The 14,068-nt window shown below is 72.3% G+C and carries 9 protein-coding genes; 1 reads left to right on the forward strand and 8 read right to left on the reverse strand.

The window, feature by feature from the left end; translation table 11 throughout:
* Positions 1-425 precede the first annotated feature (425 nt).
* From OHS71_RS08085 to OHS71_RS08100, 4 genes are all read right to left on the reverse strand, one after another.
* The gene (locus OHS71_RS08085; RefSeq protein WP_328478279.1) at positions 426-2,435 is read right to left on the reverse strand and encodes an AfsR/SARP family transcriptional regulator; all 2,010 of its coding nucleotides are present in this window, start codon (positions 2,433-2,435) and stop codon (positions 426-428) included.
* A 354-nt stretch (positions 2,436-2,789) separates the two neighbouring features.
* Positions 2,790-4,664, reverse strand: coding sequence for an asparagine synthase (glutamine-hydrolyzing) (gene asnB / locus OHS71_RS08090; RefSeq protein WP_328478281.1), 1,875 nt, complete (start codon positions 4,662-4,664; stop codon positions 2,790-2,792).
* Positions 4,661-5,173, reverse strand: a complete 513-nt coding sequence (locus tag OHS71_RS08095; protein ID WP_328478283.1) for a hypothetical protein — start codon at positions 5,171-5,173, stop codon at positions 4,661-4,663. The genes asnB and OHS71_RS08095 overlap by 4 nt, the downstream gene beginning before the upstream one ends.
* Positions 5,170-5,619 (reverse strand): anthrone oxygenase family protein, encoded by a 450-nt coding sequence (locus OHS71_RS08100; protein ID WP_328478285.1) that lies wholly within the window; start codon positions 5,617-5,619, stop codon positions 5,170-5,172. Before OHS71_RS08100 ends, OHS71_RS08095 begins: the two co-directional genes overlap by 4 nt.
* Positions 5,620-5,830: 211 nt before the next feature.
* Here OHS71_RS08100 and OHS71_RS08105 point away from each other — a divergent pair, with 211 nt between their 5' ends.
* Positions 5,831-7,435 (forward strand): FAD-dependent monooxygenase, encoded by a 1,605-nt coding sequence (locus tag OHS71_RS08105; protein ID WP_328478287.1) that lies wholly within the window; start codon positions 5,831-5,833, stop codon positions 7,433-7,435.
* Between the two features lie 543 nt (positions 7,436-7,978).
* Here the strand turns inward: OHS71_RS08105 and OHS71_RS08110 are convergent.
* The 4 genes from OHS71_RS08110 to OHS71_RS08125 all read right to left on the reverse strand — a co-directional run bounded on the left by OHS71_RS08110 (position 7,979) and on the right by OHS71_RS08125 (position 13,955).
* Positions 7,979-9,586, reverse strand: coding sequence for an FAD-dependent oxidoreductase (locus tag OHS71_RS08110; RefSeq protein WP_328478289.1), 1,608 nt, complete (start codon positions 9,584-9,586; stop codon positions 7,979-7,981).
* On the reverse strand, positions 9,583-10,629 hold the full coding sequence (locus OHS71_RS08115) for a methyltransferase (protein WP_328478291.1): 1,047 nt from the start codon (positions 10,627-10,629) through the stop codon (positions 9,583-9,585). The genes OHS71_RS08110 and OHS71_RS08115 overlap by 4 nt, the downstream gene beginning before the upstream one ends.
* A 523-nt stretch (positions 10,630-11,152) precedes the next feature.
* A complete protein-coding gene (locus OHS71_RS08120; RefSeq protein WP_328478293.1) occupies positions 11,153-12,751 on the reverse strand; it encodes an MDR family MFS transporter in 1,599 nt (532 codons plus the stop codon).
* A 226-nt stretch (positions 12,752-12,977) separates the two neighbouring features.
* On the reverse strand, positions 12,978-13,955 hold the full coding sequence (locus OHS71_RS08125; RefSeq protein ID WP_328478295.1) for a quinone oxidoreductase family protein: 978 nt from the start codon (positions 13,953-13,955) through the stop codon (positions 12,978-12,980).
* Positions 13,956-14,068 lie beyond the last annotated feature (113 nt).

The following is a 14,068-nucleotide window of genomic DNA, read 5'->3' on the forward strand; positions in this document are numbered from 1 at the left end:
GATCTCGCGGCGTCGGCCTGTCACCGGGCCGGGCCGGCGACCGCGAGGCGGAGCGCCCCGCGCACCGGCGAACCGGCCACGGTCCCGCCGGGGCCGCCCGACGGGTCTGCCGGAGCGGACCGACGGCAGATCCCGTGGCGCACGCGACGACGTCCTCCGCGAGACCGCACACCTCGCGAAGGACGTCGTCGCCCCCCTTCACCGGGCCGGAGCGCGTCGGGCTCCGGCCGATCGGCCCGCCCGAACGCACCGGCCCCCCGGCCGGCGTCTTCGGGCCGCCCCGCTCCACCGGCCGTTCGGGTCCGCCCGCCGCCGTGGGCCGTCGCGTGAGCGTCCGGCGCGTCGGCCGGACGCCGGGCCGGCCGGACCCACGGGGAACGGTTGCGCGCAGGCGGCGGTGTGCGCGGATGGCGCGCACGCTCCGGTCAGGAGGCCTGTCGTGGAGCTGTGGCCTTTGCGAGCACCACGTTCCCCCGAGGGCGGTCGACGGTGTCACCCGGGCATTCCGCGTGGACGCCGCCGCGGCCGGGCAGCAGCTGGAGCAGCGCCTGACGGGTGAGCGTCGGCACGGTGTAGACGGGGTCGGCGGCCGACGGGATGGTCTCCTCCACCAGATGGACGTCGACCAGGTACTCCAGGAGGGTCTCCGTGTCGCCGGCGCGTCCGGGCATCAACGCCCGTACCTCGCCGATGCTCCAGCGCGGCCGGCCGAGCCTGAGCAGCAGGTGCAGCAGTTCGCGGGACGGTTCGGGCAGATGCCGGTAGCTGGAGGCCACCGTACTCATCAACGACTGGGTTCCGGCCGGGAGTTCCAGCAGCAGCCGCTGGTTGCCCCGCAGCCGGTCGACCAGCCGGCCGGCCGACCAGGACGGCCGGGCGGCCACCCGTCCGGCCACCGCCCGCACCGCGAGCGGCAGCCCCTCGCACATGTGGATCAGTTCCCGGACCGCCGGCCGGTCCTGTGCCGGGGAGCGGTCCTCGGCGACCCGGTCGTACAGCTCGAGGGCCTCGTCGGCGGAGAGGGTGGGCAGTGTGATCTTGCGGCCGGTGGAGAGGCTGTGCGCCCGGTAGCGGTTGGTGGCGACGACCGCGCAGCCCGCGCCGCCGGGCATGACGGCGCGCAGCTGGGAGGCGGCGAGCACGTCGTCGACGACCACCAGCACCCGGCGGTCGGCGGTCCAGCTGCGGAAGAGGCGGCTGAGCTCGTCGAGGCCCGTGGGCTGTTTCTCCCGCTCGATCCCGCAGGCGCTGAGGCAGGCGGACAGCACGTCGGTGAGCTGTTGCGAGCCGTCGCCGACCGTGGAGAGGTCGACGAACAGCTGCCCGTCGGGGAAGCGGGGGCGGAGCCGGTGCGCGGCTCGGATGGCGAAGGCGCTCTTGCCGACGCCCGGCGGGCCGTGCACCTCCACCACCCGCATGCCGGTGCAGGCCCGGTTGCCGCCGAGGAAGGCCTCGAGCTGGGCCAGTTCGTCCTCCCGCCCGACGAAGTCGCCTATGTCGGCGGGAAGCTGGGCCGGCGCGGGCGAGTTCGGCCGTGCGCCGGGTCCGGCCGGTCCCCCGGTCCTGGTCGTCCGTCCGACGGCCGCGGCGGGCTGCCGGCGGTCCGCCAGCACCTCCTGGTGGAGCCGCTGGAGCTGGAGCGAGGGCTCGAGGCCCAGCTCGTCCACCAGGTGGCAGCGCAGGGTGCGGAAGACCTCGAGGGCGTCGGGCCTGCGGCCGCACCGGTGCAGGGCCTTCATCAGCTGTCCGGCGAAGGCCTCGTGGGTCGGATGGTCACGGAACGCGCCCGCCAGCTCGTCCAGCACCGCGTTGTGCCGGCCGAGTTCGAGCTCCAAGGAGAATCGTTGCTCCTGGACGTTCTTACGGCGCCCTTCGAGCTGCGTCGACCAGGCCGAGAGGCGTCGGCCGGCGCTGACGTCGACCAGGGCCGGCCCCCGCCACACGTCGAGGGCCTCCGCCAGCGTGCGGGCCGCCTCCTCGGGGGCGCCGCTCCGCTCCTCCGCCTTGCCACGCTCGACCAGGCGTTCGAACTGGTAGGCGTCCACCGCCTGCTTGTCCTGCAACCGGAGCTCGTAACCGCCGACCCGGGTGAGCAGGGCGGGAGTTCCGTGCGGCGGGCGGGTCCCGAAGGGGGCGCCCTGCTGCCCGGTGGCGAGAAGCAGTCTGCGCCGTAGCTGATAAATGTAGGTTTGCAGGGTGGTCAATGCGCTGAACGGCGGGTGGTCCTCCCACAGCTCCTCACACAACTGGTCCACACTGACCAGCGAGTTCGCATTGAGCACCAGCAGGGCCAGCACCCGACGCAGTTTCGGGGCGGACGGGGTCACGTCCTCCCCGTTCCTGAGCACCCGCAGTGAACCCAGCAGACCGATCTCTATCACAAGTCCCCCTGATTTAGCCGCGTTATCGGCGGCGGCCATCGTCGAGCTCGGCATCCCGGAAGTCTGCCAGCTATTCACCTCCATGGGCCAGAATGCTTTTCGGCAAACATGCACCCCGCGAAATCCGGTCGACCTGCGACTTCAAAGCGCGGGTAAAATCTCCGGCTACCCTATCGGGCCGATTGGAAATCCGCGGTGAAGCAAGCGCTTCATTCAATTCGCGGTCGCAAACGGAGACATAAGGAGGGGTGAGGGATTACGGAACGAAGGCGTTCCCGGGGTCGGCGGACATGACCGTCACGCGGACCGGATTCGGTCAAACTATGTACCCACCGGCATCATATTGCCATTGGCATATGGATGACAAGTGACACATGTCTCAGTTGGCCGGCCGGAACCGGCGCGATCTCACAGCCTCAGCTCCACCCCGTACTCCGTCAGCCAGGTGTCGAGCTGGAGCACCATCTCCATGCTGGCCCGCTCCACCCAGGCGAAGGCTCCGCTGGGGGCTCCCGCGGTGTCCAGCGCCGCGCTCGTCGCCTTGGTGTCCAGCAGCGGGGCGACCGCGGTCGTCCCGTCCTTCGCCAGCTCCGTGAAGCGGCGCCGCACGAACTCCCCGTAGGCCGCCTCCTGCACGGTCGGGTACGCGCTCTTCGGCCGCTCCAGCACCTGCTTCGGCAGCAGATCCGCCACCGCCGCCCGCAGCAGGCTCTTCTCCTGGCCGTTCACCCGCTTCAGTTCGGCCGGCACGTTGTACACGTACTCCACCAGCGCCCGGTCGCAGAACGGCGGACGCAGCTGGACGCCGTGCGCCATGCTCATCCGGTCCGCCCGGTCCAGGTGCGTGGGCGCCCATCGCGTCAGCGCGAGATAGGTGATCTCCCGCGCCCTGCGCTCCGCGGGGCCTTCGCCCGCCACCTGGGGCACCTCGGCCAGGGCGTCCCGGTAGTGCTGGTCGGCGTACTCCATGAAGGCGAGTTCGCGGCGCAGGTTCCGGTCCACCAGCGAGCAGCCGAGTCCCCCGGCGGCGGCGTCGTGGCCGCGTTCGAAGGAGACCCAGGGGAACGTCGTCGAGTTGCTGTGGCGGGGGTCGTACGACCAGAAATAGCCGTTGAACACCTCGTCGGCGGTCTCCCCGGAGAGCACGGCCGTGACTCCCGCCCCACGCAGCGCCTCGAAGAACAGCAGCAGGGAGACATCCATGTCGCCGAGCGGGGAGGGCGCGTCCTGGCTGCGCAGGGCGGCAGCGTGCGCCCGCGGGTCGGAGAGCGCCGCGGTGTCCAGCAGGATCTCGGTGTGGTCGCTGCCGATGTGCTTGGACGCCAGGGCCGCGTAGGGCGCGTCGGGGGTGGCGCGCATCGTGGGGTGCGGTTCGAAGTTCTCCGCGTATCCGGCGAAGTTGACCGAGAAGGACCGCAGCGTACCCCCGCCCGTCTCGGACACCGTGCGGGCGGCGAGCGCCGTCAGAGCACTGGAGTCGATCCCCCCGGAGAGCATCGCGCCGACCGGAACGTCCGCCCGCAGATGCGAGGCCACCGCCTCGGCGAGCAGCCGGCGCACCGTGGCGACGGTGGCCTCCGCCGTGTCCTCGTGCCGTCGGGCGGGCAGCGACCAGTAGCGCCGCTGGCCGGTGCCGGCCCTGCGGACGGTCATCGCGTGGCCGGGCAGCACCTCGCGCATCCCGCGGAAGACGCCCGTGCCGGGCTTGCGGCTGTGCGCGAACAACTCGCGCAGCCCGTCGGCGTCCACCACCGGCCGGACGGCGGGATGTGCCAGCAACGCCTTGGGCTCGGAGCCGAACAGCACGCCCGACTCGGTCAGGACGTAGCACAGCGGCTTCACCCCGAGCCGGTCACGGACCAGGAGCAGTTCCTGACGCCTGACGTCCCACACGGCGAGGGCGAACAGGCCCTCCAGCCGCGCGGGGAAGTCCGCACCCCATTCCAGGAACGCCCGCACCGCCACCTCGGCGTCACCGTGGCCGGTGAACCGGTGCCCCCGGCCGACCAGTTCGCGCCTGAGTTCCGCGGCGTTGGTGACCGCGCCGTCGAGGACCGCCACGGCCAGGGGGCGCCCGCCGTCCGCCGTCCCCACCGCGGGCTGCTGCCCGTGCTCGGGGTCGAGCAGCGCGAGCCGCCGGTGTGCCAGCGCCGCATGCCCCTCGATCCAGTCGCCCGAACCGTCCGGCCCCCGGTGGGACAGGGTGTCCGCCATCGTCCTTACGGTGGGGGCCTCGGGCACCAGGTCCCGCTCGAAGTCCACCCAGCCGGCCAGTCCGCTCATCGTGAGGTCCTCTCGTTCGCTGTGTCGATCGCCTCGGGCAGTCCGGGCGAGACGGTCACCAGGGACAGGCGGTGCCCCGCCACCGCGGCACGGAACTCGGGGAGCCCGGGGTTTCCTTCGCCGCGCACCGCGATGCCCAGCCGCCGGGGCGCCGCGTCCTCGTACCGCCGGTAGAGCTCCAGGTAGCCTCGGGCCACCCGTGCCTCGTCGGTCACCAACTCGAAGCGGACCGGTCGGTGTTCGCCGCGCCAGGTCAGGGCGCCGTCCGCGCCGCCCGCGAAGTTCAGCCGCCAGGCGCTGCCGGTCGCGACGACCAGTTCCCCGTCCAGCGTGTGCACCCCGGCCGGCACCGTGTAGGCCCGTCCGGTACGGCGGCCGGTGAAGTGCAGCAGCGCGACCCGGGCGGCGACCGGTCCCGGATCGGGCCGGGAGAGCAGTTCCCGCATCCGGGCGTCGGCGGCCGTGCGTTCCGGGCCGTCCGGCAGGTCGCGTACGACGACGGGGCTCATGACATCACCACCGCGGCAGCCGTCAGCGCGCAGCCGGCCACCGCGCAGCAGGTCCGCACCAGGTGCCAGTCCCGCCAGGCCGGCCGCGGGTCCCGCCAGTCGGGCCCCAGGTCCTGCGGGCGGGTCCGCTTGACCACTCTGTTCATGGGAACGTTCCGGGTCTGCGACACCACGGCCACCCCGGCCATGCACACCGCGGCGACCGCGAACAGCGGCCTGGACGTGCCCGTGGCGTGGATCGCGAAGCCCACGTCGATGGCGATGGAACCGGTGACGATGAACGGCATGATCCGGTCGTAGCGCCGGCCGAGCAGCCGGTGCGTGTCCACATACCGTTCCGGGGTCATCGCGATCAGTGCGGGCATCACGCTCAGCGCGACCGCGAACAGCACCCCCGCCACCAGACCGGTGCCCAGCAGCACCAGCACACTCAACGCCTCCACCATGTCCGGTCCCTCCTCTCAGCCCGGGCCGTCGCTTCGGGCTCGGCCGGCTCGAACCTGTCAGCCGGGCCTCGGACGCCGCTCGAATCCGCCTGGGAGCGTTCCGCTCCGCGGCCGCCGGTCTCTGGCGGTGCACCAGCCCACCTCGAGGAGGCGGGTGTTGCATCGGGCCCGCTCCGTGTCGGAGCACCTCCGCACTCATCCGGGAGCCGGTATGGCAGAAGAGACGACCGACGTACTGATCGTGGGCGGCAGCATGGTGGGGCTCGCCCAGGCACTGTTCCTGGCCCGGCAGGGCATCCGCGCGATCCTCGTGGAACGCCACCCCGAGATATCCGCCCATCCCCGTGCCCAGGCGGCGAGCCCGCGCACGATGGAGCTGATGCGGGCGCTCGGACTCGAGGACGCCGTGCGCGCCCAGGAGAACCCGTACGCGCAGTACGGGGACATCCTCCAGGCGGAATCCCTCGCGGGCGCCGAACTGGGCCGGTTCGACGGGCCGTTCCGGCACGACCCGAACGACGTGGGCACCACCGGCTGGACCCTGATCGGGCAGGACCGCTTCGAGCCGGTGCTGCTGGCACGGGCCGAGGAGCTGGGGGCGGACATCCGGTTCGGCACCGAGATGACCGGGTTCGAGCAGGACGAGGACGGCGTCACCGCCGTACTGCGCGATCTGCGAGTCGACGGCGGGCGGGGCGAGTACCGGGTACGCGCCCGCTACCTGGTCGCCGCGGACGGTTCACGGGCGCCGGTGCGGGAGTCGCTGGGCATCGGTCACCACGGGCAGGGAGTCTTCGGCGGACAGATGAACGTGATCTTCCACGCCGATCTCGACCCGTACGTCGCCGGACGCACCTTCTTCCTCTGCTTCGTCAACAACGACCGGGTCAAGGGGGTGCTCGGCAAGCTGGGCGGCGACGACTCCGACCGGTGGGTGCTGGCGCCCAGCCTGCCGCCCGGGGCCAGCCACCGGGAGTTCGGGACCGAGGACTGTGTGCGGCTGGTGCGCGACGCGGTCGGGGTGGCCGATCTGCCGGTCGAGGTGGAGACGGCGACGAGCTGGGAGATCGCCGCCTGGGTGGCGGACCGCTTCCGCTGCGGCCGGGTGCTGCTCGCCGGCGACAGCGCGCACGTCATGCCGCCCACCGGGGGCTTCGGCGGCAACATGGGCGTCCAGGACGCGCACAACCTGGCCTGGAAGCTCACCCTGGTGCTGCGCGGCCAGGCGGGTCCGCGGCTGCTGGAGAGCTACGAGGAGGAGCGGGCGCCGGTCGCCGAGTTCACCGTCGACCAGGGCGTGATCCGCTACCTCCAGCGCAGCGGTCTCGACGAGGCGGCGGCGGCCCGCCACCGGCCCGAGACGACCGTCCTGTTCGGCCACGTCTACCGCTCGGGCGCCGTGCTGGTCGAGGACGGCCCCGACGACGGTGCACCCGTCGAGGACCCGACCCTCCCGTCGGGCCGGCCGGGAACCCGCGCTCCCCACCTGCCGCTGGTCCGGGCGGGCAAGGAGGCGCCGCTGCACGATCTGCTCGACGGCGACTTCTGGCTGCTGGCCGGGCCGGAGGGTGCGCCCTGGGAGGCGGCCTGCGCGGCGGCGGGCGCCGCGCCCGGCATCTCCTACCACCGGGTGGGCGCCGACGAACCCCGCGAGACGGCCGAGGCCTTCCTCAGCCGGTACGGAGTGGCGGCCTCCGGCGCCGTGCTGATCCGCCCCGACGGCTTCATCGCCTGGCGCGCCCGGGAGTTGCCGGCCGAGCCTGCGACGGCCCTGTCGACCGCGCTCGACGCGGTCCTGTCCCGTTCCGCGGTCTGACCCCGGCACCACACACGTTCGCGGTGTGCTCCCTCTCCGGGAGCACACCGCGAACGTGGTCCCAGGGGCGGTGGGACGGCGGGAAGGACGGCGTCCGTGCGGGCGGTGGATGCGGGTGCCCGGCGGCCGCGAACACCGAAGCCCGGTCCCGTGGGCGGAGCCCACGGGGCGGGGGCCTACGGGGCGGGGCCCACGGGGCGGGGCCGCCTCGACCGCTGAACAACCAGGACGGCGGCACCTGTCGGGGTGTGCGCGCGGGTCGGTGCACACAGGCACGGGGCGCGGCCCCGCGGGTGAACCCACAGGACGACGCCCCGACCGCTCGCCGACCGAGGGCACCCGTCCGGGCGGGCACACGGGCGCCCACGCGGGTCGGTGCACACAGGCACGGGGCGCGGCCCCACGGGTGAACCCACAGGACGACGCCCCGGCCGCTCGACCAGAGCGGGGGCGGTGCCCGTCCGGTCCGAGGCGCGGGCGGACGCGGCGCGCCGGGGTGCTGGGACGGCAGGGGCGCTTCCCCCGGGGGGACGCCGCCGGCTGTTACAGGCGGTCCAGGAGCGCCCGCAGGGCCTGGGCGGCGGCGCGGTCGTGGGGGCCCGGGGCCGTGCCGGTGGTGCGCCAGGCGACGAATCCGTCGGGGCGGACGAGCACGGCGCCGCCGGGGTGGAGGCCGTAGCGCCGGGGGAACGCGCCGTCCGGGTCGCGCAGATGCCCGTCGGGTCCCACACGGACCGTCCTGAGGCTGACGCCGAGCGCCTCGGCCTCGCCCTCGACCGCAGCCGGCCAGGCGTCCGCCGTCCCGTCGACGAGGAGCGTGAACCCGTCGCCGTAGAGGTCGATGACCGACTGCGGGCCCTGGGGGCCGTCCAGGACCAGGTGCGGGGCGCGGGCGCCGGGGCGGGCGCTCGGCTGCTCCGGGTCCTCGACCAGCGCGCCCGGGTCGCCGTCCTCGGCCGTGAACGCGCCGGACGGGTAGCGGTAGCCGAAGGTCATGGCGGCCTCGCTGAGCAGGTCCGCCGCGACGTCCTTGTACTGCTTGCCGTCACGGACCGCGAACCGCAGCATCGCCTGCCGGACGGTCTCCTCCGCCACCGGACGCCGCTCCGCGTCGTAGCTCGCCAGCAGTCCGGGGCCGGCCGCTCCGGACAGCACCAGGGCCAGCTTCCACGCCAGGTTGTACGCGTCCTGGATGCCGGTGCTGGCGCCGAACGCGCCGGTCGGCGGCATGACGTGCGCGGCGTCCCCGGCGACGAAGACCCGGCGGGTCGCGAAGGCGTCCGCCACCCGGGCGGAGATGTCCCACGCCGGCATGTCCACCGACTCGATCTTCAACTGGAGGTCCGGGACGCCCACCGCCGCGCGGACCAGGGCGACGCAGCGCTCCTCGGTGAAGTCCTCGGCGCTCTGCCCCTGCTCGGGGAAGAAGGACACGTTGATGACCCAGCGACGGTCGTTGTCGATGGGGATGATCGTGCCGCGCACCTCGGGGTTGTTGACGTAGGCGGCGATGATCCGCCGCCCGCGCAGCGCCTCGTCGAGGTCGGCCTCGAAGAAGAAGCTGATCAGGTTGGTGATGGTGCCGCGACCGTGGCCGCCGATGCCGAGCATCCCGCGCAGTGGGCTGCGGCTGCCGTCCGCCGCGATCACGTAGGCGGCGCGGATCTCCGTCTCGGTGTCCGAGGCGAGGTCCCTGACCCGCACCAGGACACCTTCTTCGTCCTCCCGGACCGTCTCGACCCGCGTGTGGAAGCGGACGTCGGCACCGGCCTCCACAGCCCGTTCCCGCAGGATCGGCTCCAGCTGGTTCTGGTCGATGAGAGTCCACTGGGTGGGGCTGATGCGTCCGATGTCGTCGGGCGAGGCGTTCGGCATCCGTACGCGTTCCTGGCCCGCCAGTGTCTCCACGTGCACCAGGTCGGTGTTGCCGGAGATGGGCGACCGTCCGGCCCGGACCCGCTCCTCCATGCCGACGGCGCGGTACAGCTCCATGGTGCGCGGGTTGATCGCGCGGGCCTTGGGGTGGGAGGAGGTGTCGGCGTGCCGCTCCACCAGCGTGGCGCGCACCCCGTGCCGGGCCAGGAAGACCGCGGCCGAGAGTCCCGTCAGCCCGCCGCCGACGATGAGGACGGACGTCTGCTCCTGCTTCATGCTGCTGCCTCCTTGTGGGCCGTCACGAGGGTGTGGGTACCGAGCAGCGGCTCGGCGGCGCCGTCGGCGAACCCGGCGTCGCGCAGCCACTCCTGGCAGTCCGCGATCCGGTACTCGGAACCGTCGGGGCTGACCAGCCGCATGTGCAGACTGCTCAGGAGCCGCTCGGGATCGCTGCGGTCGTCGTCGATCATGCGGTCGTAGACCACGATCGTGCCGCCCGGGTTGAGCGCGTCGAAGACCCGGCCGAGGAGGGTGCGCCGCCGCTCGGTGTCGAACCCGTGCAGGATGTGACCGAGCACGAACACGTCCGCCCCGGGCAGCGGGTCGGCGAAGAAGTCCCCGCCGACGAAGGACACCCGGTCGCCGAGCGCCAGGCCGGCGATGTGCTCGGTGAAGAGGGGCCGGGTGCGCTCCAGGTCGAAGCAGGTCGCCCGCAGGTGGGGGTGGGCCTGGGCGAGGACGGCGGCGAGGTTGCCGCGGGCTCCGCCGAGGTCGGTGAACGAGGTGTGCCGGCTCCAGTCGACCCGGCGGGCCAACTCGGCGCCCATCCGGTCGCTGTACGCGTCGAGCCCGGCCAGGAACCGCTTCATCTTCGCGGGGTCCTGGTGCCGGTTCCCGACGAAGCCGCCCTTGTCGGGGTCGAGATGCTGGGGTTCGCCGGTGCGCAGCGCCTCGGTGAGACGGCCCCAGGTCCCGTACAGGGTCTCGTTGGTGAGTTCGACGAACCCGCCGAGGTAGGAGGTGGAGTCCGGCACGAGGTACGCCTGCGCCAGCAGGGAGTTGCGGTACCGGCCGTCGCTGCGCTCCAGCAGGCCGAGCCCCGCCAGGGCGTCGAGGAAGTCGGGCGCCATGCGGGAGTGCATGCCGGTGCGCCGAACCACGTGGTCCGCGTCGCGGGGGCCGTCGGCGAGCGCGGCGAACACGCCGAGCGACACGGCGCTGTGCAGTACCTTCGCGGCGCAGTCGGCGATGGTCAGTTTGATGAGCGGGCCCGGGTCGACCGCCGCTGCCGTCGTGGTCGGGTCCTCGGTCGTCGTCACACAAGCCTCCTGGTCGCCCTTGGCGTCTGCATGGGTGCGGTGCTGCCGACGATGTCCTCGGCAGGTCCAGCGGGGCTCGAAGAGTGCTGAAGCGCTCCGCGCGGGCCAGGTGTCCGGCGAGCTCAGGTGCGCCTCGCCCCTGGACCGCGACGGGCGACCGGTGACCGGTGACAGGTGACCGGCGAGGCAAGCAGGACGGAGGAGCTCACGGCCCGCCTCCGGATCGGCGCACGCCGAGGGGCGTCCGTGGCGTCGGTTGCGTCAGTCGCCTCAGGTGCGTCGGGTGCGTCAGGTGTGTCGGGGCCCAACTGCCGCTTCGACTCCACCGGTTGACGAGCAGCCATCGTGCGGGCGGGCGACGTCGGAGGCGGTTTCCCGGGGAGGCGGGTCGGCCGCGGCGGACGGCGGTGCGGGGGCGGGCGGCGGCCCGCGGGGCGGAACAGGTGGAGGCCGCCCTCCCGTGGTTGCGTGGTACGCACGGGAGAGCGGCCGGTCGGGACGGCCCGACAGGTCGGGCGGCGGGTCAGTGGTCGGCGGGCTGGTGCTCGCGGGCCTGCTCGTCGCCGCCCGAGTCACCGTGGTCGCCGTGTCCCCCGTGGTCCCACGACCGCAGCGGCAGGTTCTTCATCCGCAGGGCGACGGCGAGGCCGACGATCAGCACCGGCACCGCGGCGAGGAAGACGGGGTTGAGGGCGGCGACGTAGGCCTGCTCGACCGCGTCACGCACGGGCGCGGAGAGCCGGTCGAGGACTTCCTGCGAGGAGAGCGCGTCCTGGTCGATGCCGTTGAGGGCGCCGGCGGGGACGCGGTCGGCGAGTTCGCGGGTGAGACGGTCGTAGAAGAGGGAGGCGAACACCGAGATGCCGATGGTGCTGCCGAGCTGACGGGAGAAGGAGACGGTGGCGTGCACGGCGCCGATGTCGTCGCGTGGAGCGGTGTTCTGCGCGGCCATCGTCAGGACCTGCATGTTGAGGCCCGCGGCGATGCCGAACAGCAGCATGTACGCGATGACGACGGCCCGCGGGGTGTCGACGTCCATCGTGGAGAACAGCAGTGCGCCGACGATGCCGACGGTCATGCTCATCACCGGGTACCACTTGTAGCGGCCGGTCTGGGTGATGATGCGGCCGCTGACCACGGAGGAGGCGACGAGTCCGAACATCATCGGCAGCAGCACCACGCCGGACATGGTGGGGCTGGCGCCGGTGACGACCTGCACGTACAGCGCGAGGAAGTTGACCGCGCCGAGGAAGACGACGCCGGCCATGAAGCTGACGGCCGCGCTGACGCTGAAGGTGGAGTCGCGGAACAGGTGCAGGGGGATGACCGGTTCGGCGGCCCGGCGCTCGACGGCCAGGAACAGCGCGCCCATGACGACGGCCGCGACGCCGAGGCCGAGGATCTGCGGCGAGGTCCAGTCGTACTTCGCCCCGCCCCAGCTGGCGAGCAGCGTCAGCGCGACGATGGCGAGGCTCAGGGTGATGAATCCGGGATAGTCGATCTGAGCGCGCCGTGCCTTGGGCGGCAGGTGCAGGAAGCTGGTGATCAGGACCAGGACGATCAGCCCGAGGGGCAGGTTGATCAGGAACACCCAGTGCCAGCTGAGCAGGTCGGTGAGGAGTCCTCCGACCGCCGGTCCTGCGAGGGCGGCCGCGGCGAAGACGATGCCGAAGAGGTTGAAGTACTTGGCGCCCTCACGCGGGCTGAACAGCTCGCCGATGATGGCGAGCACGGAGACGAACAGACCACCCGCTCCGATGCCCTGGACGACGCGGAAGACGATGAGCTGTTCCATGGACTGCGCGGCGCCGGAGACCGCGGAGCCCGCCAGGAACAGCACGATGGCGACCACGAAGACCTTCTTGCGGCCGTAGAGGTCGCCGAGCTTTCCGTAGATCGGTGTGGTGACGCTGCTGGCGATGATGTACGCCGTGGTGACCCAGGCGAACAGGTCGAGGTCGCCCAGGTCGCCGACGATGCGCGGCAGGGCGGTGGCGATGATCTGTGCGTCGAGCATCGCGAGGAAGATCGTCAGCATGCAGGCCGCGATCACGATCTTGATGCGGGTGTCGGGAGCGGCACCCGCGCCCGGGTTGTGCGACTCGGTCGGCGGCGATGACATGGCAGTGGCCTTTCGGGTGAGGGATCAGGTGTCCCGCGTGGGGCGCGCGCCCCTACGTGTGGTGTTCCGTCCCCGTCCCACCGACTCCGAGAGGAGGGCCGGCGTCATGCGCTGTCCTTAAAGGGGATCTTCACGTCGTGGTGCGGGTGGAGGGTGGGTGGCCGGCCGCAACGGGGGATGATGCGGCCGGCCACGTCCGAGGGAGGATGGCCGATGAAACGGCCGGTCAGGGAACCAGGACGACCTTGCCGAGCTGGGCCCGTGCCTCCATGAGTTCGTGTGCCTTGACGGCGTCCACGAGGGGGAGCCGCTCGTGCACGACAGGCCGCACCTTGCCGGTGCTGATCATGTCGAGCAGGTCCCGCTGGCCCGCGGCGATGGCCTCGGGCCTGTTGTAGAGCATGGCGTAGAGCGCGAAGCCGGCCACGGTCTTCATGCGGCTGAGCATGAGCGGGTTGACCGACTGGATGTCGCCGCTGGCCGAACCGTAGAAGACCAGACGGCCGAACTGCGCGGTCAGGGCGACGCTCTTGATGAGGATGTCACCGCCGACCGTCTCCAGGACGACGTCCGCACCGCGGCCGTCGGTGGCGGCCTTGACCTGCTCGTCCCAGTCGTCGTCGGTGTAGTTGACGGTGACGTCGGCGCCCAGCCCCCGGACGAAGTCCAGCTTGGCCTGGGTGCTGGCGGTCGCGATGACCTTGCCCGCGCCCATCGCCTTGGCGATCTGCACGGCGAGGTGTCCGACGCCGCCGGATGCGGCGTCGATCAGCACGGTCTCGCCGGGCTTGAGCTGGCCGGACTCCTTCAGCGCGTGGTACGCGGTCTGGGCCGGGCTGGGCAGCAGGGTCGCCTCGGCGGCGTCCATGGAGTCGGGGATGCGGATGGCCCAGGCAGCGTCGGCGACGACGTGATCGGCGTAGGCACTGTGGTCCACGTCGACGACGATTCGGTCGCCGACGCTGAGGTCGGTGACGCCCTCACCGAGGGCCTCGACCGTGCCGGCGACGTCGCCGCCGGGAGCGCCGGGCAGACCGGCGTGTCCGCCGATCGGGATGCCCTGGCGGCGTTGCACCTCGGCGAAGGTGACGCCGATGGCCTCGGAGCGGATCAGCACTTCGCCCGGTCCGGGCTGCGGCGTCTCCGCCTCTTCGACACGCAGCACCGAGGGGCCGCCGTGCTCGTAGTGGCGGATGATTCGCATGGTTTTCTCCCAACGTGGAGGGGTTTTCGAGCCGCGAGGAACTGCGGCTCCGCCCAGGAGCCCGGGTTACTACTTACATGCTGTCACACATTTACATGTTGGTCCACACATTA

Source organism: Streptomyces sp. NBC_00377 (genome assembly GCF_036075115.1).
Classification (GTDB): domain Bacteria; phylum Actinomycetota; class Actinomycetes; order Streptomycetales; family Streptomycetaceae; genus Streptomyces.

Bases quoted from the DNA above. Each gene is read 5' to 3' on its own strand.
- asnB (WP_328478281.1), bottom strand. From the start codon at position 4,664: ATGAGCGGACTGGCCGGCTGGGTGGACTTCGAGCGGGACCTGGTGCCC.
- OHS71_RS08105 (WP_328478287.1), top strand. From the start codon at position 5,831: ATGGCAGAAGAGACGACCGACGTACTGATCGTGGGCGGCAGCATGGTG.
- OHS71_RS08095 (WP_328478283.1), bottom strand. From the start codon at position 5,173: ATGAGCCCCGTCGTCGTACGCGACCTGCCGGACGGCCCGGAACGCACG.
- OHS71_RS08125 (WP_328478295.1), bottom strand. From the start codon at position 13,955: ATGCGAATCATCCGCCACTACGAGCACGGCGGCCCCTCGGTGCTGCGT.
- OHS71_RS08120 (WP_328478293.1), bottom strand. From the start codon at position 12,751: ATGTCATCGCCGCCGACCGAGTCGCACAACCCGGGCGCGGGTGCCGCT.
- OHS71_RS08110 (WP_328478289.1), bottom strand. From the start codon at position 9,586: ATGAAGCAGGAGCAGACGTCCGTCCTCATCGTCGGCGGCGGGCTGACG.
- OHS71_RS08085 (WP_328478279.1), bottom strand. From the start codon at position 2,435: ATGCCGAGCTCGACGATGGCCGCCGCCGATAACGCGGCTAAATCAGGG.
- OHS71_RS08100 (WP_328478285.1), bottom strand. From the start codon at position 5,619: ATGGTGGAGGCGTTGAGTGTGCTGGTGCTGCTGGGCACCGGTCTGGTG.